We start from the raw sequence: 23,314 nt of genomic DNA, 5'->3' as shown, positions 1-23,314 counted from the left end.
ATTTGATATAGCTTCGCCATATGACTGGAACAGATTCTCTGCCCTCGCCCCCCTTCCGCGCGCGCCTGACCACCGGCCTCCTGCCGGCGGCGCTGGCGTTTGCGGTGATGGGCCTGTGGAGCAGTTCGGCGGCGGCTGACTTTCGTCTGTGCAACAACACGTCGAGCCGGGTCGGCATCGCGCTCGGCTACAAGGACGCCGAGGGCTGGACCACCGAAGGCTGGTGGAACGTGTCCTCGCGCAGCTGCGAGACGCTGCTGCGCGGAACCCTTGTCGCGCGATTCTATTACATCTACGCCCTCGACTACGACCGTGGCGGTGAGTGGTCGGGACAGGCCTTCATGTGTTCGCGTGACAAGGAATTCACCATCAAGGGTACCGAGAATTGCCTGGCGCGCGGTTTTGACCGCACCGGGTTCTTCGAGGTCGACACCGGCGAACAGAGAGCATGGACCGTGCAATTGACCGAAGCCAATGAACAACCCGCGCAGCAGCGCGTGCCGGGGATTCCGGGAACGGTCGGCCCCGGCGGCGTGCCGGGCCTGTCGCCGGGTGGACCGCCCCAAGGCGGACCTGGAGGCGGATCCGGCCAACCGCCAGCGTCGGCGCCCAAGCAATGAGGCGCCTCCGTCGTATCAAGATCCTCGCCACCCTCGGCCCGGCATCGTCGGACGCCCCGATGATTCGCAAGCTGTTCGAGGCCGGCGCCGATGTGTTCCGCATCAACATGAGCCACACCTCGCACGACAAGATGCGCGAACTGGTCGCGACCATCCGCAATGTCGAGAGCAGCTACGGCCGGCCAATCGGCATCCTGGTCGACCTGCAGGGACCGAAGCTGCGTCTTGGCTCGTTCAATGAAGGCGCCACCCAGCTCAAGAACGGTCAGAGCTTTATTCTGGATTCCGACAAGGCACCGGGCGACAACAGCCGCGTCCAGCTTCCGCATCCGGAAATCCTGGCCGCGCTGCGGCCGGGTCACGCATTGCTGCTCGACGACGGCAAGGTACGGCTGATCGCCGAGGAAACCTCGCCCGATCGCGCGGTAACGCGGGTGGTGATCGGCGGCAAGATGTCGGATCGCAAGGGCGTCAGCCTGCCCGATACCGACCTGCCGGTCTCGGCGATGACGCCGAAGGATCGCGCCGATCTGGAAGCCGCGCTCGTCACCGGCGTCGATTGGATCGCATTGTCATTCGTGCAACGCGCCGAGGACGTCAACGAGGCCAAGAAGCTGATCCGCGGCCGGGCTGCCGTGATGGCCAAGATCGAAAAGCCGCAGGCGATCGACCGCCTGGCCGAGATCATCGACGCCTCCGACGCGCTGATGGTGGCGCGCGGCGATCTCGGCGTCGAGTTGCCGCTGGAGCGGGTGCCGAGCCTTCAGAAGCAAATGACGCGGATGGCGCGCCGCGCCGGCAAGCCGGTGGTGGTTGCAACGCAAATGCTGGAATCGATGATCCAGGCGCCGGTGCCGACGCGCGCCGAAGTCTCCGACGTCGCGACCGCGGTTTATGAGGGCGCCGACGCCATCATGCTGTCGGCAGAATCCGCCGCCGGCAAATTCCCGGTCGAGGCAGTCTCGACCATGAACCGCATCGGCGAGGAAGTGGAGCGCGATCCGATCTATCGATCGGTATTGACGGCGCAGCGGCCCGAGCCTGAGCAGACCGTTGGCGACGCCATCGCGGACGCCGCGCGGCAGATCGCCGAGACGCTGGAACTGTCCGCGATCATCTGCTGGACCAGTTCGGGCTCGACCGCAATCCGCGTGGCACGTGAGCGCCCGAAACCGCCGGTGGTGGCGATCACGCCGAACCTTGCGACGGGCCGTAAATTGTCCGTGGTGTGGGGCGTGCATTGCGTGGTCGCCGAAGACGCGCAAAATCAGGACGACATGGTCGATCGCGCCGGCTCGATTGCCTATCGCGACGGCTTCTCCAAGGCGGGCCAGCGCGTGATCATCGTCGCCGGCGTGCCGCTAGGCATCGCCGGCACCACCAACATGGTGCGCATCGCCAATGTCGGCCCGGAAGGCAAAGCGGATAAGTGAGCGTTCGAAGGGTGGGCAAAGGCGCTCTTGCGCCGTGCCCACCATCTATCCCGCGCAATTAGCCGGTGGGCACGCGGAGCCTGTCATCGGGCGCATTCGCGCGACCCGGTGGCTTTGCCCTACGGTTACGGACTGCTACGCAAGTGTCGCATCGAGCGTGATCTTAGTGTTTAGCAGCTTCGATACCGGACAGCCGGCTTTTGCTTTGTCCGCGAGTTCCTCGAACTTCGCCTTGTCGGCGCCGGGAATCTTCGCATTCAACGTCAGATGCACGGAGGTGATCGCAAAGCCTTCGCCCTGCTTTTCCAGCGTGACGTCAGCCTTGGTTTCCATATGCTCGGCGGTGAGCTTGGCCTCGCCGAGGATCAGCGACAGCGCCATGGTGAAACAGGCGGCGTGCGCGGCGCCGATCAATTCTTCCGGATTCGAGCCTTGCTTGCCCTCGAAGCGGCTGGCGAACCCGTAGGGATAGTCATTCAGCGCGCCGCTCTTGGTCGAGATCGCGCCCTTGCCGTCCTTGATACCGCCCTGCCATTTGGCCGAGCCTGATGTCGTCGTCATGGAATGCTCCTTCACCGGTGAGTGACCGATCACGCCCAATCTGGCCGATGGTTGCGTCAGAGCGATGTCAATTGCCGGTGATCGCCATATGCGCGTCGGCCCTGGACACAGAATTGCGAAAACAACCCCATGCAAAGATACCAACCCATTGCAAAATAGACGGTTTCGGCTCGCGACCTTAAGCGCCCACCAATGCCTTGGCCGGCAGCACCGCCTGCACCACGAGGCCGCGGGCGCGGGCGTCCATGACGCCGACCGCGCGCAGCGCCAGCAAGGTCACGGTCTGCACGGCGTCGCGCAGCTTTGCGGGATCGTCCATGTTGTCCGGGGCCAGCGGGCCGACCAGCGCCTCGTGCAGCGCGCCGAGCAGCGCGGTGGCGGCGAGCGCGGTATCCTGTGCCGGCAGATGTCCGGCACGCACGGCGGCATCGATCCGCGCGGCAATCTCGCCGGAGATTTCGCGGCGACTGGCGAGCCGGGACGCCGACACATCGACATCGACCGGTTCCGCCAGAATGCCCCAGGCGAGCCTGCGCTGCGACAACACGTGGACGGCGACCGTCGTGACCGCCGCGGCCAATGCCGAGGACGGCCCCGGCGCCGCCTCCGCCGCGCGGCGGATCGCGGCCAGTTCGTCGCGCGAGACCTCGGCGATCAATTCGGAAATCAGCTCGGCCTTGGAGGGGAAGTAGCGGTAGACGGTGCCCGCCGCGACATTGGCGCGGACCGCCACTGGGGCAATCTGCACCGCCGCCATGCCGCCGTCAGCCGCGGCATCCCGCGCCGCCGCCAGAATAGCGCTGCGCCGCGCCGCCAGCCGTTTCACCACCTGATGGGTTCGCCGATACACCATGGCGCGCTTCCCCCGTCCCCGGCACGTCCGCACCCCTGAAGGGGACGCAGAGCGCGCAACTCTTCAATGTTTTAAGCGATTGTCCCCAATCGCTTTGAAGAACTGAACAACTATTCAGGCCGGATGACAAGAAGCAAATATGACGGTCCGGGGCGCACCCGGCAGCTGAACGCGGCATCCAATTGATGCGGCGATAACCATAGCCGTTTCCCGAATATTAAGCCTTCCCGCGCAACTGTGCCGCACAACCTCGCAAGGTGCGGCATGGTCAATTCGAACGCTTTCACGGCCTGGCGGCTGTTTCAGCTGAACTGGATTCCGATTGCCGCCATGGGGATCGTGGTGCTGCTCGGGGGCGCGCTCTGCGGCTTCACGATCGAGCCCTTCGCGCTGGCCATCACCCTGGGGATATCCGCGGCGCTGGCGCTGATCGCCTACCTCCATGCGTTCGCCAAGGGCGACCAGGCCGACCCCAAGCTGATCTTTCCGCTCGGAGCGATTTCGCAACTGCTGCTGATCGCGACGATCATGGGACCGCTGACCTATGTCGCCAGCGTGACCAATTGGCCGCTGCAGGACCGCGCGTTGCTGGCGATCGATCGCGCCCTGGGCATGGATCCGGAAATGATCGCGCGATACGTCAACGATCACGACTGGCTGGGCGGTTTGCTGGTGCGCAGCTACACCCTGATCAAGATCATCCTGCTCGCGATCCCGGTCGTCCTTGCCCTGACATCGCGATTTGTGCGGCTGCAGGTGTTCGTGTTTGCGTTCAGCCTGACGCTGATCATGACGCTGGTGATTTCAACGTTCACGCCGGCGGTCGGAACCTATTACGGCCTCAACATCGACCCCGCGCAATTCACCTCACTGGATGCCTCGATGTATTCCGCGCAGCTGCGCGACATCCTGGCGCTGCGCGACGGCTCGCTGCGGCATCTCGAATTGTTCAAGATCACCGGCATCGTATCCTTCCCGAGTTTTCATGCGGCATCGGCGGTGCTCTATGCCTGGGCGCTTTGGCCCGTGCGCTATGTTGGCGGGGCCGCCGTCGTACTCAATCTCCTGATGGTCGCCTCGACGCCGGTGATCGGCGCGCATTACATGATCGACTTGTTCGGCGGCGTCGCGCTGGCCGTGGTCGGCATCTGCCTTGCCAAATACGCTCTGAACGTCGCACTGCCTTTGCCGTCGACGGCCCCGCAAGCAGCCCTGGTTCCGGCACTGGATTAGACGGCTATCGCTTCATCGCGATGGTAAATTCTGACTAAAACGCTGGTCCGCCCGGTTAACGGCTCCTTCGCCAAACATCGTCATTGTCCAGTCCGCGAGGGCTGCAATTCACGCAAAACTATCGCGGCCATGATCAGGTTGCGAAAAATCCGGTCACACCAACGCAAGAAGCCGATGTCCATTTCCTTCGCCAACCCGATCGCCCGTGGTGAAACTATCCGCAACATGCTGCGCGCGGCCGTGCCGCTGTTTGCCGGTGCGGCCGCCTATCTGATCTTCCTGTCGGTCGGCGAAATCCTGCTGCGGGATTCCGACACGCTCTGGCAGATCAGGATCGGGCAGTGGATCGTCGAGCACGGCGCCATGCCCTACACCGACGTTCATTCCTTTACCCGGCTGGGTGAACCCTGGATGTCGAGCTCCTGGCTCTCGCAAGTGCTCTTTGCCGTCTCCTACGGATGGCTGGGCTGGGCCGGCCCGGTGATCCTGACCTCGCTCGCCATCGGCGCGACGGTTGCGATCTTCATGCACTTGATGGACGGCTATCTCGACGCGGCGCGCTCGATCTTTCTGGTGACGCTGGCGGTGCTGGAATCCGCCACGCATTTCCTCGCGCGTCCCCACATGCTGGCATTCCCGGTGATGGTGGCGTTTCTCGGCGGACTGATGGCGGCCGCCGATCGCCGCAGCGCGCCGTCGTGGCTGCTGCTGCCGCTGCTGGCGCTGTGGGCCAATCTGCACGGCGGCTTCGTGCTGGGAGTGGCGCTGATCGGGCCGATTGGTCTCGAGGCCATCTGGTGCTGCGAGCGCAAGGATCGCGTGACGCTGGCCCTGCGATGGGCGCTGTTCGGCGTTGCCGCGGTGGCGGCATGCTGCGTCACCCCCTATGGCTGGAACACGCTGTTGGGTGCAGCGAAAATTCTCGGCCTCGGCAAGCTCCTGACCATGATCTGGGAGTGGATGCCGGCCAATTTCGGCACCTGGAGCTTCTTCGAATTCACCCTGCTCGGGCTGATCGGCCTTGCCTTCTATCGCGGGCTAACGCTGTCGGTGCCGCGGATCATCCTGCTGCTGGGCCTGCTCTGGATGGCGCTGTCGCATGCCCGCAACATCGAAATCTTCGCGTTCATGGCGCCGCTGGTGCTGGCCAAGCCGTTCGCCGAGCAGCTCGGCACCCTGCGGACGCCGCTGGCTTCGCTGCGGGACAGCCAGTCGCGGGCCCATGTCATGATGCTCGCCGCGCTCACGGTGACCGTCGCGGGATGGGCCACCACCAAGGCGTTCGTGGCGTACCACCCCTTCGCGTTCCTGCCCTCCCAGATGCCGGTCGCGGCGGTCGACGTGCTGCAGCAGCGCAAGGCCGAGCGGATCTTCAGCACCTCGCCATTTGGCGGCTATCTCCTGTCCCGCGACATCAAGGCCTTCATCGACGGCCGCGCCGAACTCTATGGCGAAAAATTCGTGATCGATTACTTCGACGCCGTCACGGCCAAGGACGTCGACACCCTGCTGAACCTGCTCGATACCTACAAGATCGACGCCACCTTGCTGACCCCGACCCTGCCCGCCACAAAAGTGCTCGATCATATCGCGGGCTGGAAACGGGTTTACGCGGATGACATCGCCGTCATCCACGTCCGCGACGAGCGGAAGGCAAATCTGTCCGCCGCGCCGGAAGCACAAAAATAGCTTCTACTGCGCCCCTCATTCCCAAGTGAGCGCGCCGCCGTTCTGATATTCGATCACGCGGGTCTCGAAGAAGTTCTTTTCCTTCTTCAGGTCCATCGCCTCCGACATCCATGGGAACGGGTTTTCGGTTTCATCGAACACCCGCGCCAGCCCAAGCTGGGCGCAGCGGCGGTTGGCGATGAAGTGCATGTAGGTTTCGCACAAGGCCGCGTTGAGCCCGAGAAAGCCGCGGGGCATCGTGTCCCGACCATATGCCGCTTCCAGCTCCGCCGCGGTCCGCACCATGTCGCGGACCTCATCCTGGAACGACTTGGTCCACAGCTGCGGATTCTCGATCTTGATCTGGTTGATGACGTCGATGCCGAAATTGAGGTGAATGGATTCGTCGCGCAGCACCCATATCAATATCGCGCTGGTCGGCAGCATGTGGCGCGACGGCGAGCGCACCGTGCTCGCCTTCGTCGGCGGCGACGGCCAGCGCATCGAGGTCGCCGAAACGCCGGAGCAGATCATGGCGCTGCATCTCGGGCCGCTGGCGAAGGCGTAACGGCCAGCGCACGGCAGGCCAAGACACCGACGAAAAAACGGACATAAAAAAACGCGGCGTCACCGCCGCGTTTTCAATTCAAGGTGCAAACCGGCTTCAGGCCTGCGGCTGCGGCTCCAGGCCGGGATCCGGATCGGGCCGCGGACGCGGCTTGCCGGCGGGCGGCACTGCCGAGGCCCGCGGCGTGGTCGGCTCCAGCACCGACTCGCGGTTCGGCTTCTTGCCATTGAGCAGGTCGATGATCTCGTCGCCGGAAAGCGTCTCGAACTCGAGCAGACCCTTGGCGAGCGCTTCGAGGTCGGCGCGCTTTTCGGTGAGAATGCGCGTCGCTTCGTTGTAGCCGTTTTCGACAAAACGCCGGATCTCGGTGTCGATCTTCTGAACCGTGGCTTCCGATGCGTTCTGGGTCCGCGACACCGACATGCCGAGGAAGACCTCGTCCTGGTTTTCGCCGTAGGACACGGTGCCGAGCGCTTCGGAGAGGCCCCAGCGCGTCACCATCATGCGCGCCAGACGGGTCGCCTGCTCGATGTCGGACGACGCGCCCGAGGTGACCTTGTCGCGGCCGAAGATCAGTTCTTCGGCAACCCGGCCGCCCATCATGATCGCGAGCCGCGAGGTCATCTGCTCAAGCGACATCGACAGCTTGTCGCGCTCGGGCAGCTGCATCACCATGCCGAGGGCACGGCCGCGCGGAATGATCGTGGCCTTGTGGATCGGATCGGTCGCGACGACGTTGAGGCCGACGATGGCGTGACCGCCCTCGTGATAGGCCGTCAGCAATTTCTCTTCCTCGGTCATGACGAGCGACTTGCGCTCGGCGCCCATCATCACCTTGTCTTTGGCTTCCTCGAACTCGGCCTGGGTCACCATGCGCTTGTTGCGGCGTGCCGCGGTCAAGGCAGCTTCGTTGACGAGGTTCATCAGGTCGGCGCCGGAGAAGCCCGGCGTGCCGCGCGCGATGGTCTTGAGGTTGATATCCGGCGCCAGCGGCACCTTGCGGACGTGGACCTTGAGGATCTGCTCGCGGCCGACAACGTCCGGGTTAGGCACCACCACCTGGCGGTCGAAACGGCCCGGGCGCAGCAGCGCGGGATCGAGCACGTCGGGACGGTTGGTCGCCGCGATCAGGATGACGCCTTCATTGGCCTCGAAGCCGTCCATCTCGACCAGCAACTGGTTGAGGGTCTGTTCGCGCTCGTCATTGCCGCCGCCGAGACCGGCGCCACGATGGCGGCCGACCGCGTCGATTTCGTCGATGAAGATGATGCACGGCGCGTTCTTCTTGGCCTGTTCGAACATGTCGCGGACGCGGCTGGCGCCGACGCCGACGAACATTTCAACGAAGTCGGAGCCCGAGATGGTGAAGAACGGCACGTTGGCTTCGCCCGCGACCGCACGCGCGATCAGGGTTTTGCCGGTGCCGGGAGGGCCGACTAGCAGCACGCCGCGCGGAATCCGTCCGCCGAGGCGCTGGAATTTTCCGGGGTCGCGCAGGAACTCGACGATCTCCTGCAAATCCTGCTTGGCCTCGTCGACACCTGCGACGTCCTCGAAGGTGACGCGGCCATGCGCCTCGGTCAGCATCTTGGCGCGCGACTTGCCGAAGCCCATCGCCTTGCCGGCGCCGCCCTGCATCTGGCGGGACAGGAAGATCCACACGCCGATCAGCGCGATGAAGGGCAGCCAGGAGACGAGCAGCGACACGAACCACGGCACGTTGTCGCCGGGCGGCTTTGCGGTGATCGCTACCTTGCCGTCATAGAGGCGCTTGACCAGCGTCGGATCGTTGGGCGCATAGGTCTGGAAGCTGGAGCCGTTGGTAAAGGTGCCGTGGATTTCCGGCCCTTGGATCACGACGTCACGAACGGTGCCCTTATCGACCTCGCTCAGCAGCTGCGAAAACGAAATGTCCTGCGAGGACGCGCGCTGTCCCGGATTCTGGAAAAGCGTGAAGAGTGCCAACAGCAACAAAACTATGATGACCCAGAGGGCGAAATTGCGCAGATTGGCGTTCATCGATCTTCCTTCGTGGTCGCGCGGATCGCGGCCGTATGTCCTTGGGCAGTAAACCTTGGGCCCGCAAACCTTGGGCCAGTAAACCTTGGGTCGTCAGGCGAGTAACCCCGGAGCACTGCATACAATCTAGGTGGCGCCCAGGTCGATGCCAAGAGAACCACGCAGGACTATTTAACGCATGCTAGCGCGATTCCCCGGTCAAATAATGGCGCGAAAAACAGCGTTTTTCCGGGGTGGTTAAGGCTCCCCGCCGGTTTATGGCGAATATTGAGGTTTAAGGATGGCTCTCATCCCGGCCTGCGACGACGCGGCGGCGCCGGCTCGACGTGAATCCGGCCTCCAATCAGGCTGATTGCGGCGCCGGCGAGGGTCTGTTTCAGCTTCGGCTGGCCTTCCGCTACCGCCCGATCCAGTACTGACAGCAGGGCCTCGACCTTGCCGAGTTCCGCAGGCCCCTCGTGGCCGATGCGGTCGATGGCCCGCATCAGCAGCCGAAGCCGGATTTCCTCGGGCAAACCGGCAAACGCCGTGGCTTCGAATCCAAAACGCGCAGCGTCATTGCGGTCCCTCAGCGTCAGATAGCGCTCGGCGCCATCGACCAGCACTTCCAGCGCGGCATTGGCCCGCGCCAGCCGCGACGCCAGCCGCGCCAGATTTCTGGTATCGCCGCCCTCTTCAGCCAGCGCCGGCATCAGCGCGCGTAAACGAGGCCGCGTGTAATTGGCGTCGCGGTTGGTCGGATCATCGGCAAAGGCGATCCTGGCCTTGTTCAACGTCGCAATCAGTTGCGATTTCGGAACATCCAGCAGCGGGCGCGCCAGCCACACGCCGTCGCGTTCGCTCTGGCGCGCCATCGCCGCCAGGCCGGCAATGCCGCTGCCGCGCAGCATCCGCATCAACAAGGTCTCGGCCTGGTCGTCGCGGGTATGCGCGGTGAGGATATGGGTCGCGCCATCAGCGCGCGCGGCCTGCACCAGCAGGCGGTAGCGCGCCGCGCGCGCCGCGGCCGGCACGCCCGTCGTCGGCTTGGCGCCGCGCCAGCGCAGCGTGCGATGCGGCAGGTCGAGATGCCCGGCGAGCGTTTTGACGTCACGCGCCTCGCGCGCGGCTTCAGGCCGCAAGCCGTGGTCGATGGTCACCGCGACCAAGCGCGGCCCGCGCCTCAAGCCGCGACGCCAGCGCGCGGCGAGCCACATCAGGGCGATGGAATCAGGTCCGCCGGAAACGGCGAGCACGATCGCGGGCGCGGCCTTCCAGTCGGCGAACAGAAGTTTCGCCTGGCTCACCGTGATCGCGGAATGGTCGTCCTCTGCCATGGGCCCGACCATAGCGTTTTCGGGCGAAGCCTGTCGCGTACTTGATATGGGATGGCCTATCCCGGACGGCCCGAGCAGCGATTGATGAACTCTGTGAGCAGGCCCGTGATTTCCGCCGGTCGCTCCAAGCTTGGCAGATGGGCGGCGCCGGTCAACTCCTGGCGCGACCCGTTCAACATCGTCGTTGCAACATGACGGGACCGGTCTTGAACGAAGGGAAAGTCGAGGTCACCCCAGATCACAAGCGATGGCGCCGAGATCTCGTCCAGACGATGGAAGGCGGGCGCGACATCAAGGTTCGACCCGGTCGGCGGCGACCGGAGCGCAATGCCGTGCATGTCGTGGAACAGCCGGCGAGCCTGGCCCATGACACGCCCCTCGGGCGCCAGTGGACCGTCCAGCCAAAGGCGAGCTTTAATCGCGTTCACCTGATCCAAATCTCCGACCTCTTGGGCTTCCTTCAGCTTGGTCATCACGCCCTTGATTTCCGGCGGATAGATCGGCTCGGGCGCGCCGGTCACATTGGGCGCGATGAGAACGAGGGCGCGGACATGTGATGGGTGCCGAAGGGCGGCGTCGATCACGATTCCTCCGCCCCGCGAGCATCCAACAAGGATCGCAGGCGCGCCGTTCCCCATCGCGTCAATCACCGCCATCAAATCCGCGACTGCAGAAAAGTCCTGCTTTTCGGCGCGGGTCTCGCCAAAGCCCCGTTGATCGTAGGCGATAGCCTTATGGGTAGTGCCAACGCCATCCAGTTGCGCGCGCCACATGCGGCTATCGCAGACGGCGGCGTGCAGAAAGACGACAGGATCACCACTGCCGACGACTTCCGCAGCCAGCGTGGCGCGGCCGGACGCAATCCGATAATTAGAACTCATCCTAGCACTTCACCCGCTTCTGCTCGCGGTCCACGGCGGCCTTCACGCCGGCCGAAGCGCGCGGATATTTCCGCGTCACTTCGCCGAGGGCTGCGCAGGCAGCTTCCTTTTCCTTCAGCGCCGCCAGCGACTGGCCGAGCCGCAGCAGCGAATCCGGCGCCTTGGCCGATTTGTCGAATTTGGTGGTCACGCCGAGAAAGGCCTCCGCAGCGTCGCGATATTGCTGGCGCTGGAGGTAGCTTTCGCCGAGCCAGTATTGCGAATCCGCGATCAGCGGATCGGCCGGATATTTCTGCGCGAAGTTCTTCATGGTCTCTTCGGCGAGCGCATAGTCCTTGCGCTGCATGTAGCCGATGCCGAGATCGAACTCGTCCTTGGACGTCGCCGAGGGCGGCAGCGTCGTCAGCGCGGCGCTGGCGCCGGGCGCCCGCACGGGCGGTGGCGCAGCGCCGGGCGGCAGCGTGCCGCCGGGATCGCGCGGGCTGGTCGCTCCGAGGTCGAGCGGCTCGCCCCGTCCGCGGCCGCCGGGGGCTCCGACCGCGTCATTGGCAATGGGCAACTGACCACCGCCGAGCGCGCGCGGCGCGCCGGGGGCGTTCGGATTCTGGTTCGGATCGAAGGCGTCGCCGCGGCGGCGGCCGGGCGCCGGTGCGGCGGCCTGCTCCTGCATGATCGGCGGCGGTGCCGCGATCTGCGGCTGCTCATAGGTCGGCTGCGCCTGCGGATAGCCCTGCTGTCCTTGCGGATAGCTCGGCTGACCTTGCGGATAGCCGGGCTGCGCCTGGGGCTGGCGCACCGGCGGATAGGCTTGAGCCGGGGGCGGCGCCGCGGCGACGCTGGGCGGGGCCGCCGGCGGCTGGCCGGCAGGGGCTACCGCCGCACCGCCGCCGAGTTGCCTCAGGCGCTCCTCGAGCTGGCGGTTGCGATATTGCAGTTCCTCGTTCTGGCCGGTGAGCTGCCGCAGCTGGTTCTCGAGCCGCTGGATCCGCATATCCGCGTCGGCGTCGTCGGATTGCGCCTGAACCGGCGGGGCGCCTTGCGGGGAGGAGGACCACGGGAACGAGATCTGCGCGAAGGCGGCCTGCGAAGACCAGAAGAGCATCGCGGCAATCACCGCAGCGCTGATCGCGTTGAAAAACCTGAATGACATTTTGTCCTGACGACGAAAATTCGGCGTGACATCGAAAGCCGAACACATTGAGAGACGGAGTACGCCAGAATTGTGACTGGCGTTTCCGAATCCGGAAGCCGGATTTCGATATGGTTTAGTACCAGTTCCAGAACAAGCAAGCGGCTTGGTCGGACGGGCCGTTCATCCCTCCTCTGCGTTGGCTGATATCGTTCCAGACCGTCTATTTCGCCATCGCGGCAATGGCCGCAGCGAGGACCGCCCGCGAGGGGAACCTGGCGCAATGGGGTGACGTCCGCACGTTCTGCGATGCGGCCGGCACTGTCGACCGGTCGGTCGTGCCGGGCGCCTCATTCGGCGGCATGGTCGCGCTGCCCTACACGATGCGCCTCCCGCCCACCCTTCCGGGAGCGCTTCGCTTGAACGCTACGCAAAATAAAACCGGCGCCCTCGGGCGCCGGTTTTGAAATTCGGAAGTCCTGATCGCTCAGGCGCCGGCGTTCAGCACCGTGACGGCGCGGCGGTTCTGCGACCAGCATGAGATGTCGTTACACACGGCGACCGGGCGCTCCTTGCCGTAGGAAATCGTGCGCATCCGGTTCGGATCGACGCCGCGCGAAGCCAGATAGCTCCGTACTGACTGGGCGCGCCGCGCACCGAGCGCGATGTTGTATTCGCGGGTGCCGCGCTCGTCCGCATGGCCTTCGATGGTGAAGGCATAGCGGTTGTAGGTCTGCAGCCACTGCGCCTGCTTTTCCAGGGTCGCGATCGCCTGCGGGCTGAGTTCGGTCTGGTCGCTCTCGAAGAACACGCGGTCGCCGACGTTGACCACGAAGTCCTGCTGGCTGCCCGGGGTTGCTGCGCTCGCCATGGCGCCATCGGCGCCGACGTTCTTGTTGGCGCAAGCGCCCATCGACAGGGCCACCGCGAGGATCGCGGCCAGCTTCAAACCCTGGAGGGTACGCATCTGATGTTTCATTCCGGAGCCTCCACGCTCACGTTTTTCGACTGTTATCCGGTCTACAGGGCGATGGTTAAGCGAACGTTCCGTCAACCTTGACGGAACCTTGCCAGACCCGATCAAATGCCGACAAACCGTGAAAAGCGACCACGATGGTTAATGGTTTGTAAATGTGGCGCGACGGTGAAGGCAAGCGCAGACAGGGCCGAAATCGGCCCTGTTGGGCATTGGCATCGCGAAATGTGCTGGTTGAAGGCACAGCAGGGCGTGCAGGCAAGGAGGCTTGCCAAGGACTCAGAAAGTTCGCCAAGTCCGACGGCGGGCTCAGATCGGCCCGGACGCCGGCTGAATCAGGCGTTCGGGACGATCGAGGCGCAATCGAACGGGGTGACCACGCCCTGCGGGGAGAACTGGCGCTCGCCGCCGCGCTGGAACAGCATTTGCCGTTCGTAGGCAGTCGAGCGCATGATCGGGAAACGGGTCATGACCTTTTCCCGCACGGCCCGGTAATCGGACGCCGTCAATGCCACCTTTGGCAAAAAGCCCGGAAACGAACGTGGCTCGGCGATGACCTCGGACAGGAAAACGCGGCGATAGAACGCCTGGTGCTCCGCACGAACCAGCGCGAGCCCGGTATCCGCGTTGAAATGCTCGCACGCCATATAGCCCAGGCGCACCGTCAGATAGGCAAGGTCGGGGAACTGTCTGGCTTTCTCGGGAAGCGCAGCAAAACGAAGCGGATCGATGAAAACCTCGCCTCGATCAAGGCGCGGGTGAAGGATATCGCCGAACAGGTCGGCTGAACCGGAAATCCGGCAGTCCGGCGTCACGACGTTGAGGCGGATCGAACTGCAGAGTTCTCCGTCAACGTAGACAGCCATAATGTAGGCATTCGGCGCATCGTCGTAATGATCGCAGACGCGCTGCGTCTCGCACGGAGCGGTCACGCCACCATGCAGGTAGGCTTTGTAACGCAGCAAATAGATGGAATCTTTTTCCTCGGGAGTTTCCATCAACCGGCAATCGACTCGATCTGAAAGTCCTGATTCCGGCACAAAGAGCGTCGTGCGCGGTACGGCTCCGGACTTCATCTGGTACTCCATCACTTCAACGACCAAACAACTTGTGCGAGTGCGAAAAAGCTTAACAGCTCCTTAATAAAATTGCAAAGCTATCGAGATGTTAGGGTTACCGTCGGGACGCGCTTAAACCCGTAAGATTACGGGTAGTTACGTCAAGCGATGCTTCCGGGAAGTTGCGTCAGGCGATCGAGCGCGAAGGCACCACGACGAGCGGCTCGTCCGGCGAACGGCGACCGTGGGAAGCGTTCAGCAACTGGCGGATGCGCACCGCCGGAACCGGCCGGCTGAACAGATAGCCCTGCGCCTCGGTTACCGCGCCATCGGCGCTGACCAGCTCCAATTGCTGGTTGGTCTCGATGCCCTCGACCACGACCGACATGCCAAGATCGGCCGAGAGCCGCGCCACGCCGCGCAGCAGCGTCAGCGGGCGATCGGTATCGATGCCTTCGAGGAAGGAGCGGTCGATCTTCACCTTCTGCAATGGGAAGTTGTGCAGATAGCTCAGGCTCGAATAGCCGGTGCCGAAATCGTCCAGCGAGATCCGCACGCCGAGCGAATGCAGTTGCGACAGCACGTCGTGGGTCAGCTGCGTGTTGCGCAGCAGCGAGGATTCGGTGATCTCGATTTCGAGGCGGTGCGCCGGCAGGCCGGAGACCTCGAGCGCGTAGCGAACTTCGTTCAGCACATCGCGCTGATGGAATTGCTGCGGCGAGAAGTTGACCGCGACGCTGACCGCCTCGGGCCACTTCATGCATTCCATGCAGGACTTGCGCAAAATCCAGCGCCCGAGATCGACGATCAGGCCCATATCCTCGGCGACCGGAATGATGTCGATCGGCGACACCGTGCCGCGGACCGGATGATTCCAGCGCAGCAGCGCTTCGCAGGTCGAGATCTTGCCGGACTTGAGATTGACCAGCGGCTGATAGTACAGCTCGAACTCCTCGTTCGCCAGCGCCTTGCGCAGGTCGAGCTCCAGGATGCGGCGCGCTTCGACGGTTTGCGCCATCTCGTCGCGGAAGAAGCAGAAGGTGCCGCGGCCGTCCGCCTTGGCGCGGTACAGCGCCATGTCGGCGTTCTTGAGCAGCGTGTCGGCGCTGACGCCGGGAGAAGTCATGGCGATGCCGACGCTGGCGCCGATCTCGACCAGATGATTGTCGACCTTGTAGCGCTCGCTCAGCCGGTCGACGATGCGCCGGGCAAGGCCCGCCGCGTCCTCGCTGGAGTGAATGTCCTGCTGGAACACGACGAATTCGTCGCCGCCAAACCGCGCCACGAAGTCCTCGGGCCGCAACATCTCGCGCAACCGCCCGGCGACCGCGCACAGCAACTGATCGCCGCAGGGATGGCCCAGCGTGTCGTTGACCTGCTTGAACTGATCGAGATCGACGAACAGCAGCGCCGACAATCTGTCGGCGCCCTGCTGGATCGCCAGCAGGCGCTCGATCTCGTCGCGGAAATTGACCCGGTTGGGAAGCTCGGTGAGTTCGTCGTAACGCGCCAGATGGCTGATCTTGGCTTCTGCGTCGCGCCGCTCGGTGATGTCCTCGAGCAGGACGACCGCGCCGCCGCCCTCCATCGGCTGGAACGTCCATGACAGCGACCGGTTGCGCGTGGCGTCGGGATCGGTCGTGATCATGTCCCGCGCCTGCGAACTCTCGATTTCCGACAGGATCATGCTGCCGCTCGCGTTTGAAATCGAACCAGAGGCGACGCAGGCAGCGATGATGTCGTACGCACTGACGCCGCCCTGCACGGAATCGTCGGACAGGTCCATCATCTTGCTGAACCGGTGATTCATCACGGCCAGGCGGCCGTCGGCGCCGAACATGCACAGCCCGTGCGGCATGTTGTTCAATGCCGTATCGAACTGGCCGGCCAGCGCCGCCTCGCGCTCGCGGGCCACCAGCGCCTGCATGAATATTCGGTGCAGATTGGCCGAAATCTGCAGAACCGCCACGAGGAATGCGGCGCACACCACTGACATGGCCATGTAATAGGGCGTGCCACGCAGCGCCGCCGCAATCACGGTCGGACCGAAGATGAGCGCAGCCTGCAGCTGGAATATCCACTGCCGTCCATAGGCCCGGCCCGCACCCAAGGCCAGAATCCCTGTCGTGACGGACAGGCAAATCATATGGGCGACGGCATCGTCGGTGACCAGCAGCGTGGCGGAGCACCATATGCCGAGCGCAGCAGCCTGGATCATTGCACCAATCTGATGGCGCGTCTTCCATAGTGCGGCTTCCTTGACGGTCGGGATCGATTTGCGCGCGTGATAGCGCTGCAGGACGATCGCGCGGACCATGCCGGCGAAGACGAGCAGCGCGACACACGTCCAGATCAGGGGCTCTCCGGTCTTCAGCGCGGTCATCGCGGCCGCGCCGGCTCCGAAGACGAGGCCCGTCAGCATCGGAGCGGACGTTTCGAAAAGCGAATCGATCAACGCCGCGCGAAGATACGGCGAGGTCTGCTTATCGGGCTCTCCGCTCTGATTTGCGAGTTGCATCTGAGGTTTACTGGCGTCCTGTTCGGATGCGTAGTCTTACCCTCTGGAGATGAAGTCTTTCTGAGGGAACATCGTTACCAAGATGTTGCTTTTACTATCCAGTTGCAGAAATCTGCCTGATAAATCAGCATGCTAGGCAATGTTTGCCGATTAACGCCGCTTCCGTGGAACTCTCAGGACAACAGCGGAGACCATGCCGGATCGGAGGCGAAGCCAGGAGTTGGAACCCGCAACTCGTTACGGCCGGAGATATCGACGGTGAACAATGACGGACCGCTGTTGCCGCCGGGCTCGCGGAAGAACATCAGCACCCGGCCATTCGGCGCAAACGTCGGGCCTTCGTTGTGGAAGCCCGAGGTGAGGATGCGTTCGCCCGAACCGTCCGGCTTCATGATGCCGATCGCGAACTGGCCGCCGCCTTGCTTGGTGAAAGCGATGTAGTCGCCGCGCGGCGACCACACCGGCGTCGAATAGCTGCCCTCGCTAAAGGAGATGCGCTGCGCCGGTCCGCCGGTCGCCGGCATGATATAGATCTGCGGCTTGCCGCCGCGATCGGACTCAAAGCAGATCCGGGCGCCGTCAGGCGAATAGGACGGCGAGGTGTCGATCGCCGGCGTATCGGTCAGGCGCGTGGTCGATTTCGAGCGCAGGTCCATCACGAACAGGTTCGAATTGCCGCCCTGCTGCAGGCTCATGATGACGCGCTGGCCGTCCGGCGAGAAGCGCGGCGCGAACGACATGCCGGGGAAGTTGCCGACGATCTCGCGCTGCCCGGTCTCGATGTTGAACAGATAGACGCGCGGGTCGCCCTGCCCGAACTCCATGTAGGTGATTTCCTGGGTCGACGGCGAGAACCGCGGCGTCAACACGAGATCGGAGCCCTTGGTCAGATACCTGACGTTGGCGCCGTCCTGATCCATCATGGCCAGCCGCTTGACGCGGCGTTCCTTGGAGCCGGTCTCGTCGACGAACACCACGCGGCTGTCGAAATAGCCTTTTTCGCCGGTCAGGCGCTCGTAGATCTGGTCGGAGATGATGTGCGCGATCCGCCGCCAGTATTCCGGCGAGGTGAAATATTGCTGGCCGGTGAGCTGCTGGCCGGTGTTGACGTCCCAGAGCCGGAATTCGGCCTTGAGGCGGCCGTCGCCCTGCCGCGTCATGCGGCCGGTCACCAGCGCCTGCGCGTTGATGGTTTTCCAGTTCTGGAAATTCGGCGCCGCGTCGATGTTGATGGTCTTTTCGATGTAGGCCGCCTGGTCGATCGGCGCGAACAGTCCGCTACGCTTCAAGTTATTGGTGATGACTTGCGTCGCGCCGACGCCGACTTCGGCGTCAGCCGGCGTGCCCGCGGTGAAATTCGGGATCGCGATCGGCAGCGGCGTGAATTCGCCCTCCGGAATGAGGATCTTCTTCGGCCCTTGCGCCAATGCGCTGCCAAACGGAGCGGCCGCGAGCGAACTGAGGGCCGCCGCACCAGTGATCAACTGCCTGCGATTCAAACGAAATGACATCTCACGCAATCCATCTCTCGGTTATTGTTCGCCGGCTCTGGTTCATAGCCAATCAAATTCCGCTCAGGTTCTTCCGTCAGGTGAGAATACCGGCGCGAAATATTTCCATTCATCGTAAAATGTTGCGGGCAGATTGTACGGCTGACATTCGATGATCGCGCGTAATGCGCTCTCCTGATAAGCACGAAGATACGGGGTTGCCGGTGGTGTTTCCGGCACCGGCCCCACTTCCAGCATGCCATCGCGCTTCAGCTTGACATAGATAACAGCTTGGGGATTCTGACTTTCGATTCCACCATAGGGTGGTTTCCAGCAGCGATCGACCTGCCTCTTGAACATCGCGCCCCAACTCGCGGAATTGTCCGCGGACTTGCCCTTCGCGAGGCCAAGCGCAGCGTTGGAATTCAGCGTTTCGCCGGTTACGGCCGCGCGCGACGGGTCGCGCTTGTCGAGCAAGGCTGCGATCTTTGACTGGTCGTAGGTCCGCTCCGTCTTCGGCTTGACGGGCTCCGGCGGCTTCGCGGCCTGGGCTACCGGCTTCGGCGGCGGCTTCTTCTCTTCTTTCTTGATGGCTTCCGCGATCGGATCGACCTTCTTCTCCGGCTTCGGCTCTTCCTTCGGCTTTTCGGCGATCTTCGGCGGATCGGGTTTTTTCTCGACCTGCTTTTCTTCCACCTTCGGCTCCGGCGGCGGCGACGTATCGGTCACGACCGGTGCCTTCGGGGTCACCTTACCGACCGCTTCGTCGACGGGCTTGGCCTCGGCGACTTTATCCACCAGCGGCTTGGGATTTTCCTTCTTGCCGGTCTTCATGCCGGCCATGACATGGGCGAGTTGGTCATCTGAAACGACGTCAACGGCGACCGAGTCCTGCGGCGTCATTTCGAAAGCCTTGGTCGAGAACGACACCAGTCCGTACCCCAGCACGAGGACGTGCAGGGCGACCGACGCGGCCAGTGTCTTGTCGACCTTGATCTTCACTTAGGGCTTTCCCGCTCCGTCAGCCATCGCCTAAGAGCCCTGCTCCGGGACGATGACAATACTCGCTTTGAATCCCGACGCTTTGATATTTCCAAGCAATTTCATCATATCCGTGTAACAGACGTCCTTATCGCCGCGCAGATAGACCACGCTTTCGGCCTCCGAGCGGGTCTCCTTTATCGCCTTGATTTTGGGCAGCAACTCGGCGGCCGGGATCAGGGTATCGCCCAGATATAATTCGACATTCGAATTGCAGGCGCCGCCGGTGCGCTTGACCGACAGCGTCAACGGCGGGGCGTTCGACGCCAGCGACTTGCCGCCGCTGGCGACCGGCAGATCGATATCGATGGTCGACGTCATCAGCGGCGCCGCCACCATGAAGATGATGAGCAGCACCAGCATCACGTCCACCATCGGCGTGACGTTGATCTCCGCCATCACGGCGGCGCGCCGCCGGCCGCGGCGTCCACCGCCACTGGCCGAGCCTGCCATGTTCATCGCCATGATCTGATGCCCGCTTTATTCACAATTGGCTGCCCCTTACGCCCGCTCGTCGATCTGGCGCGACAGGATCGCTGAAAATTCGTCGGCGAACCCCTCCAGCCGCTGGGCCTGCCGGTTCACCTCGGAAATGAACTTATTGTAGAAAATAGTCGCCGGAATGGCAGCGATAAGGCCGATGGCGGTGGCAAACAGCGCCTCCGCGATGCCCGGCGCCACCACCGCCAGCGAGGTGTTCTTCGAGGCCGCGATCGACTGGAAGCTCGACATGATGCCCCAGACGGTTCCGAACAGGCCGACGAACGGGCCGGCCGAGCCGACCGTCGCCAGCACCAGAAGCCGCCGTTCCAGCCGCTCGACTTCGCGGGCGATCGAGACGTTCATCACCTTCTCGATCCGCATCTGCAGGCCGGCAAAGGAGCGGGTCTGGCTTTCGAACGAGCGCTTCCATTCGCGCATCGCGGCGACGAAGCACGCCGCCATCGACTGCGTCGGCTTGGCGGAAAGCGAGCGGTAAAGCTCCTCGATCGACTGCCCGGACCAGAACGCCTGTTCGAAGCGGTCCATCGCGCGCTTGGTGCGCGCATAGAGGAAGATCTTGTCGATGGCGATCGCCCAGACCCAGACCGAACAGGCCAGCAAGCCCATCATCACCGATTTGACGACCCAGTGCGCCTGCAGGAACAGCGCGATTAGCGACACGTCGGACGCGGCCAGCGACAGCGACTGCGTTTCGACCTGCTGGGCGGAGGCGGCCGAAGCCGTGGCCAAAAAGCCGGCCAGCACCGCGAACTGAAGGAATTTCCGGACCACCAGATCGTATCCTCTCAATGCTCTCATGTGAGCATGATCCTCTTCGGAAAACCGGTCTCCGCTTTTCCGGATCATGCCCGCTTGTTTGGGCATGATCTCTCCGGAAAACCGGCCTCCACTTTTCCGGATCATGCCGTATCCCCAGACTATCCGGGAGCGACTGGCTGCCGGTTCCACAGCCGCACATCCGGCGCGGCGAAAATGCGCCAGCGCGAGAGCCTCATTGGTGTCGCATGGGGGGCCCGTCCAAAGCCGGGCCCTGCTTCCCCTGCCAACGTGTCAAAACGAGGGCTATTCGCGCGTCTTTACGTCCCTAACCAGACGCTAATCTTAGTTAACGCGAGGTTACCAAAGGAGAATTTGACTGCCGGAAATCGAGGCAGGCCGGGCAGTTACGGGGGCCCAGTTAAGTTCCCTCAGGTTCCCAGCCTAACCCGTCGTCCTGAGGTGCGCGCACTTGCGCGCCTCGAAGGACGACGGCCGCCAGCCGGGCCGATTCATCCTTCGAGGCTCGCCCAGCGGTGCAAGTGCACCGCAAGGCTCGCGCCTCTGGATGCCGGCTAACACACACGTTTGCCTTCTCGCGACGCATTGCGCCCGAGTCTTGCTTGAAATTCCTCGCCCTCTTTCATAGAGGGCGCAGGGAAGACCGGGTGCGCGCTGCACCCGCGGTCTCGTGTGCGATATGCACAAAACAAAATGCACACGAGCATACAGGGCAGCGGTGAACACCCGGCCTTCCCTGCGCAATGGCTTTACGGCTTATAACGTGCTCTCCCCGGAGAACGGCTCTTTTGCCTCCGTTGCGCCCTGAGAAGCATTGCCTCCAGGTGCATTGACGCCAGCACCGCGACGTCAGGACCACACGACTTTGCCGTACGCCTTTGCCGCGATCGTCAATCGCAAGCATCGGCGTCCACCGCAACCCGCCCAACGTCCGTGACGACGGCCGACGCCCTTCTCAGTAGGACGGGATGGCCAAGGATATACCCCGATTTAGAATTCTGGAAAAGCGAAATATTTTTTATTTTGGGACTTGACACGACTTCCGCAAATCAGAATTGATTTGCCCGTCGGGCAAAAACAGCTTCATTTCGGTTTTGGGCGCAACGCCGCCGCAGGCGCGCATCCGTCCTCGACGACGAAAAAGAGATGAAACCTGGGGACCAGTCTACCTCCTGGCCTCCACCAAACCGCTGACGGCGTCGGCATTCGGCACGCGGATGGCGTCGTTCTTCGCCATCAATCGGCACAGTTTCTGCGAAACGAAGAATGTGTAGGCGAGGCAGTTTTGAGCCGAGCTGCACATCGCAACGCATGCGGAAACATCGGAAACCGTGCTCGCCACTTCGTTGGTATACTGAAAAGCAAAGCCGTTGAATTGCGTGTTGCGGATGCTGCCCCCGGCATCAGGCTCCAGAAAGCGGCTCGCGACCCAGCCCGTGGTGGTGCCGGCCTGAATTTGCCACCAGTCGCCCGACCTCGCGACCACGGTGATGCCGCGTTCGCCCGGAGAAAGCCTGCCGACGATTTGCGCATGGTCTCCGTCCGACCTGACGTTCAGCACGTCGTCCGAGGCGACCCCGACAACCCGGAATCGTGGGATCGGCAACGCAAGCGAGGGGTTTGGCTGCAATGTTGCGACAACAGTGGGATTGGTGCCGCTCGGGACGGGCGGCGGCACTGCCGGTGGCCTTGGGACGTTGCCGCCGGCTGCTGCCGCCGGCGGCTTGAGATAAATAGCGTTGCCCCCGAGCGAGCCGTAGTCAAAGGGCTGCTGGTCGCGGCCTGTTGCCTTCATCACGTCATCGCGAATAACGCCAAACAACATGCGAATTTCGATGCCGGGGGTCTCGATATTCCTGAGCAGCGAAGCCGTAAACGGACTATTGCGGCCATTTGAGGGGCCGTCGCTCGCGGTCGTTCCGGCGCGAGCGGAATATGCCACCAGGACATTGCCGGAGGGCTCGACGCGTCCCAGACCGCGGCTGCTGTCCCGCTTGCTTCCCTGCATCCTGTTCAAGAAAGGATTGTTACGGCAGGCATCCAGAATGACCAGCCCGAGACGGCTGGTATCGGATACCGCCCGCATCAACTGCTGCAGGCTGATGGTCTCGTTTTCAACGTCGCGGTCGCTGACCAACTGTCCGTCAACCGGCACCAGCCAATTTTCGCCGTTCAACTCCATGCCATGTCCGGCGAAAAAGATGATGGCAAATTCGGCACCGCGGGCGCCCTGACTAAAACTTATCAGGGCACGGCGCATCTCATCGAACGATGCATTTTGCAGCGTCCTCACCTCGAAGCCGAGGCGCTGCAGCGAAGCCGAAAAATCCGTCGCGTCGTTCAGCGGGTTCGGCAATGCCGGAGCGTTCTGATAGGCGCCGTTTCCGATCACCAGCGCCACCCGGGCCGCTGCGTTTGCTTCGCCGGTAGCTGCGATCAATCCCAGCCACAGCAACGCCAGACATAATGTTCTCATCGTGCAAATCCAAAACAGGCAACACGCACGTGGTTTAAAAAATCAGATCAATCAATCAGGCACGCAGGCAGGCGCTTCGACCCGCCCAGCCAGCCTATCACGCCCCCTTGGCTTCCTGGCAAGGGACTATTCAGCCCAGGCTACTTGCGTCGGAAAATCCTGAAAGCGGGGAGCGAGCGACGGATATTGTCTC

General features: G+C 63.2%; 19 protein-coding genes and 1 pseudogene. 5 read left to right on the top strand and 15 right to left on the bottom strand.

Annotated elements, in window-relative coordinates; genetic code table 11:
* Nucleotides 1-20: 20 nt before the first annotated feature.
* Nucleotides 21-620: a DUF1036 domain-containing protein gene (locus tag ACSQ84_RS26110; RefSeq protein ID WP_436214595.1), complete on the top strand. Its 600-nt coding sequence runs from the start codon at nt 21-23 to the stop codon at nt 618-620.
* The gene (pyk, locus tag ACSQ84_RS26105; protein WP_436214594.1) at nt 617-2,053 is read left to right on the top strand and encodes a pyruvate kinase; all 1,437 of its coding nucleotides are present in this window, start codon (nt 617-619) and stop codon (nt 2,051-2,053) included. Before ACSQ84_RS26110 ends, pyk begins: the two co-directional genes overlap by 4 nt.
* Before the next feature lie 135 nt (nt 2,054-2,188).
* Here pyk and ACSQ84_RS26100 read toward each other — a convergent pair whose 3' ends face one another.
* Together ACSQ84_RS26100 and ACSQ84_RS26095 are read right to left on the bottom strand one after the other, a co-directional pair.
* Nucleotides 2,189-2,614: an OsmC family protein gene (locus tag ACSQ84_RS26100; RefSeq protein ID WP_436214593.1), complete on the bottom strand. Its 426-nt coding sequence runs from the start codon at nt 2,612-2,614 to the stop codon at nt 2,189-2,191.
* Nucleotides 2,615-2,792: 178 nt separating this feature from the next.
* Nucleotides 2,793-3,467, bottom strand: a complete 675-nt coding sequence (locus tag ACSQ84_RS26095) for a helix-turn-helix domain-containing protein (RefSeq protein WP_436214592.1) — start codon at nt 3,465-3,467, stop codon at nt 2,793-2,795.
* Between the two features lie 264 nt (nt 3,468-3,731).
* On the opposite strand from ACSQ84_RS26095, the gene ACSQ84_RS26090 reads away from it, so the two are divergent.
* Together ACSQ84_RS26090 and ACSQ84_RS26085 are read left to right on the top strand one after the other, a co-directional pair.
* Nucleotides 3,732-4,700, top strand: coding sequence for a phosphatase PAP2 family protein (locus ACSQ84_RS26090; RefSeq protein WP_436214591.1), 969 nt, complete (start codon nt 3,732-3,734; stop codon nt 4,698-4,700).
* A gap of 174 nt (nt 4,701-4,874) precedes the next feature.
* A complete protein-coding gene (locus ACSQ84_RS26085) occupies nt 4,875-6,389 on the top strand; it encodes a hypothetical protein (protein WP_436214590.1) in 1,515 nt (504 codons plus the stop codon).
* Nucleotides 6,390-6,404: 15 nt separating this feature from the next.
* Here ACSQ84_RS26085 and ACSQ84_RS26080 read toward each other — a convergent pair.
* Nucleotides 6,405-6,788: pseudogene (locus ACSQ84_RS26080) on the bottom strand (ribonucleotide-diphosphate reductase subunit beta); the annotation flags it as partial.
* Between ACSQ84_RS26080 and ACSQ84_RS26075 the strand changes: the two are divergent.
* On the top strand, nt 6,766-6,936 hold the full coding sequence (locus tag ACSQ84_RS26075) for a hypothetical protein (RefSeq protein WP_436214884.1): 171 nt from the start codon (nt 6,766-6,768) through the stop codon (nt 6,934-6,936). The pseudogene ACSQ84_RS26080 and the gene ACSQ84_RS26075 sit on opposite strands and share 23 nt — an antisense overlap.
* Before the next feature lie 96 nt (nt 6,937-7,032).
* Here the strand turns inward: ACSQ84_RS26075 and ftsH are convergent, their stop codons facing one another.
* The 12 genes from ftsH to ACSQ84_RS26015 all read right to left on the bottom strand — a co-directional run bounded on the left by ftsH (nt 7,033) and on the right by ACSQ84_RS26015 (nt 23,046).
* Nucleotides 7,033-8,955, bottom strand: coding sequence for an ATP-dependent zinc metalloprotease FtsH (ftsH, locus tag ACSQ84_RS26070; protein ID WP_436214589.1), 1,923 nt, complete (start codon nt 8,953-8,955; stop codon nt 7,033-7,035).
* Between the two features lie 287 nt (nt 8,956-9,242).
* Complete coding sequence (gene tilS / locus ACSQ84_RS26065) at nt 9,243-10,271, bottom strand: tRNA lysidine(34) synthetase TilS (RefSeq protein ID WP_436214588.1); 1,029 nt, start codon at nt 10,269-10,271, stop codon at nt 9,243-9,245.
* Nucleotides 10,272-10,327: 56 nt separating this feature from the next.
* Complete coding sequence (locus ACSQ84_RS26060; RefSeq protein WP_436214587.1) at nt 10,328-11,152, bottom strand: alpha/beta fold hydrolase; 825 nt, start codon at nt 11,150-11,152, stop codon at nt 10,328-10,330.
* A gap of 1 nt (nt 11,153) precedes the next feature.
* The gene (gene ybgF, locus ACSQ84_RS26055) at nt 11,154-12,302 is read right to left on the bottom strand and encodes a tol-pal system protein YbgF (RefSeq protein ID WP_436214586.1); all 1,149 of its coding nucleotides are present in this window, start codon (nt 12,300-12,302) and stop codon (nt 11,154-11,156) included.
* Nucleotides 12,303-12,768: 466 nt separating this feature from the next.
* A complete protein-coding gene (gene pal, locus ACSQ84_RS26050) occupies nt 12,769-13,260 on the bottom strand; it encodes a peptidoglycan-associated lipoprotein Pal (RefSeq protein ID WP_436214585.1) in 492 nt (163 codons plus the stop codon).
* A 332-nt stretch (nt 13,261-13,592) separates the two neighbouring features.
* Entirely contained in the window at nt 13,593-14,333 is a 741-nt protein-coding gene (locus ACSQ84_RS26045; RefSeq protein WP_436214584.1) for an N-acyl amino acid synthase FeeM domain-containing protein, read from the bottom strand.
* A gap of 169 nt (nt 14,334-14,502) precedes the next feature.
* Nucleotides 14,503-16,833, bottom strand: a complete 2,331-nt coding sequence (locus tag ACSQ84_RS26040; protein WP_436214583.1) for a putative bifunctional diguanylate cyclase/phosphodiesterase — start codon at nt 16,831-16,833, stop codon at nt 14,503-14,505.
* 173 nt (nt 16,834-17,006) lie between these two features.
* Nucleotides 17,007-18,344, bottom strand: coding sequence for a Tol-Pal system beta propeller repeat protein TolB (gene tolB / locus ACSQ84_RS26035; protein WP_436214582.1), 1,338 nt, complete (start codon nt 18,342-18,344; stop codon nt 17,007-17,009).
* 63 nt (nt 18,345-18,407) lie between these two features.
* On the bottom strand, nt 18,408-19,319 hold the full coding sequence (locus ACSQ84_RS26030; RefSeq protein ID WP_436214867.1) for a protein TolA: 912 nt from the start codon (nt 19,317-19,319) through the stop codon (nt 18,408-18,410).
* Between the two features lie 36 nt (nt 19,320-19,355).
* A complete protein-coding gene (locus ACSQ84_RS26025) occupies nt 19,356-19,829 on the bottom strand; it encodes a biopolymer transporter ExbD (RefSeq protein ID WP_436214581.1) in 474 nt (157 codons plus the stop codon).
* 36 nt (nt 19,830-19,865) lie between these two features.
* Complete coding sequence (tolQ, locus tag ACSQ84_RS26020; protein WP_436214580.1) at nt 19,866-20,666, bottom strand: protein TolQ; 801 nt, start codon at nt 20,664-20,666, stop codon at nt 19,866-19,868.
* Nucleotides 20,667-21,810: 1,144 nt separating this feature from the next.
* A complete protein-coding gene (locus ACSQ84_RS26015; RefSeq protein ID WP_436214579.1) occupies nt 21,811-23,046 on the bottom strand; it encodes a caspase family protein in 1,236 nt (411 codons plus the stop codon).
* Nucleotides 23,047-23,314 lie beyond the last annotated feature (268 nt).

This window comes from Bradyrhizobium sp. LjRoot220 (genome assembly GCF_964252915.1).
Classification (GTDB): domain Bacteria; phylum Pseudomonadota; class Alphaproteobacteria; order Rhizobiales; family Xanthobacteraceae; genus Bradyrhizobium.
This window is presented reverse-complemented; position numbering and strand designations above follow the sequence as displayed.

Excerpts from the sequence above, each read along its gene's own strand:
- ftsH (WP_436214589.1), bottom strand. The coding sequence starts at position 8,955 with ATGAACGCCAATCTGCGCAATTTCGCCCTCTGGGTCATCATAGTTTTG.
- pal (WP_436214585.1), bottom strand. The coding sequence starts at position 13,260 with ATGAAACATCAGATGCGTACCCTCCAGGGTTTGAAGCTGGCCGCGATC.
- ACSQ84_RS26025 (WP_436214581.1), bottom strand. The coding sequence starts at position 19,829 with ATGGCGATGAACATGGCAGGCTCGGCCAGTGGCGGTGGACGCCGCGGC.
- tolQ (WP_436214580.1), bottom strand. The coding sequence starts at position 20,666 with ATGAGAGCATTGAGAGGATACGATCTGGTGGTCCGGAAATTCCTTCAG.
- ACSQ84_RS26045 (WP_436214584.1), bottom strand. The coding sequence starts at position 14,333 with ATGAAGTCCGGAGCCGTACCGCGCACGACGCTCTTTGTGCCGGAATCA.
- ACSQ84_RS26085 (WP_436214590.1), top strand. The coding sequence starts at position 4,875 with ATGTCCATTTCCTTCGCCAACCCGATCGCCCGTGGTGAAACTATCCGC.
- ACSQ84_RS26040 (WP_436214583.1), bottom strand. The coding sequence starts at position 16,833 with ATGCAACTCGCAAATCAGAGCGGAGAGCCCGATAAGCAGACCTCGCCG.
- tolB (WP_436214582.1), bottom strand. The coding sequence starts at position 18,344 with ATGTCATTTCGTTTGAATCGCAGGCAGTTGATCACTGGTGCGGCGGCC.
- ACSQ84_RS26095 (WP_436214592.1), bottom strand. The coding sequence starts at position 3,467 with ATGGTGTATCGGCGAACCCATCAGGTGGTGAAACGGCTGGCGGCGCGG.
- ACSQ84_RS26075 (WP_436214884.1), top strand. The coding sequence starts at position 6,766 with ATGGATTCGTCGCGCAGCACCCATATCAATATCGCGCTGGTCGGCAGC.
- ACSQ84_RS26110 (WP_436214595.1), top strand. The coding sequence starts at position 21 with ATGACTGGAACAGATTCTCTGCCCTCGCCCCCCTTCCGCGCGCGCCTG.
- tilS (WP_436214588.1), bottom strand. The coding sequence starts at position 10,271 with ATGGCAGAGGACGACCATTCCGCGATCACGGTGAGCCAGGCGAAACTT.
- ACSQ84_RS26060 (WP_436214587.1), bottom strand. The coding sequence starts at position 11,152 with ATGAGTTCTAATTATCGGATTGCGTCCGGCCGCGCCACGCTGGCTGCG.
- pyk (WP_436214594.1), top strand. The coding sequence starts at position 617 with ATGAGGCGCCTCCGTCGTATCAAGATCCTCGCCACCCTCGGCCCGGCA.
- ACSQ84_RS26100 (WP_436214593.1), bottom strand. The coding sequence starts at position 2,614 with ATGACGACGACATCAGGCTCGGCCAAATGGCAGGGCGGTATCAAGGAC.
- ybgF (WP_436214586.1), bottom strand. The coding sequence starts at position 12,302 with ATGTCATTCAGGTTTTTCAACGCGATCAGCGCTGCGGTGATTGCCGCG.
- ACSQ84_RS26090 (WP_436214591.1), top strand. The coding sequence starts at position 3,732 with ATGGTCAATTCGAACGCTTTCACGGCCTGGCGGCTGTTTCAGCTGAAC.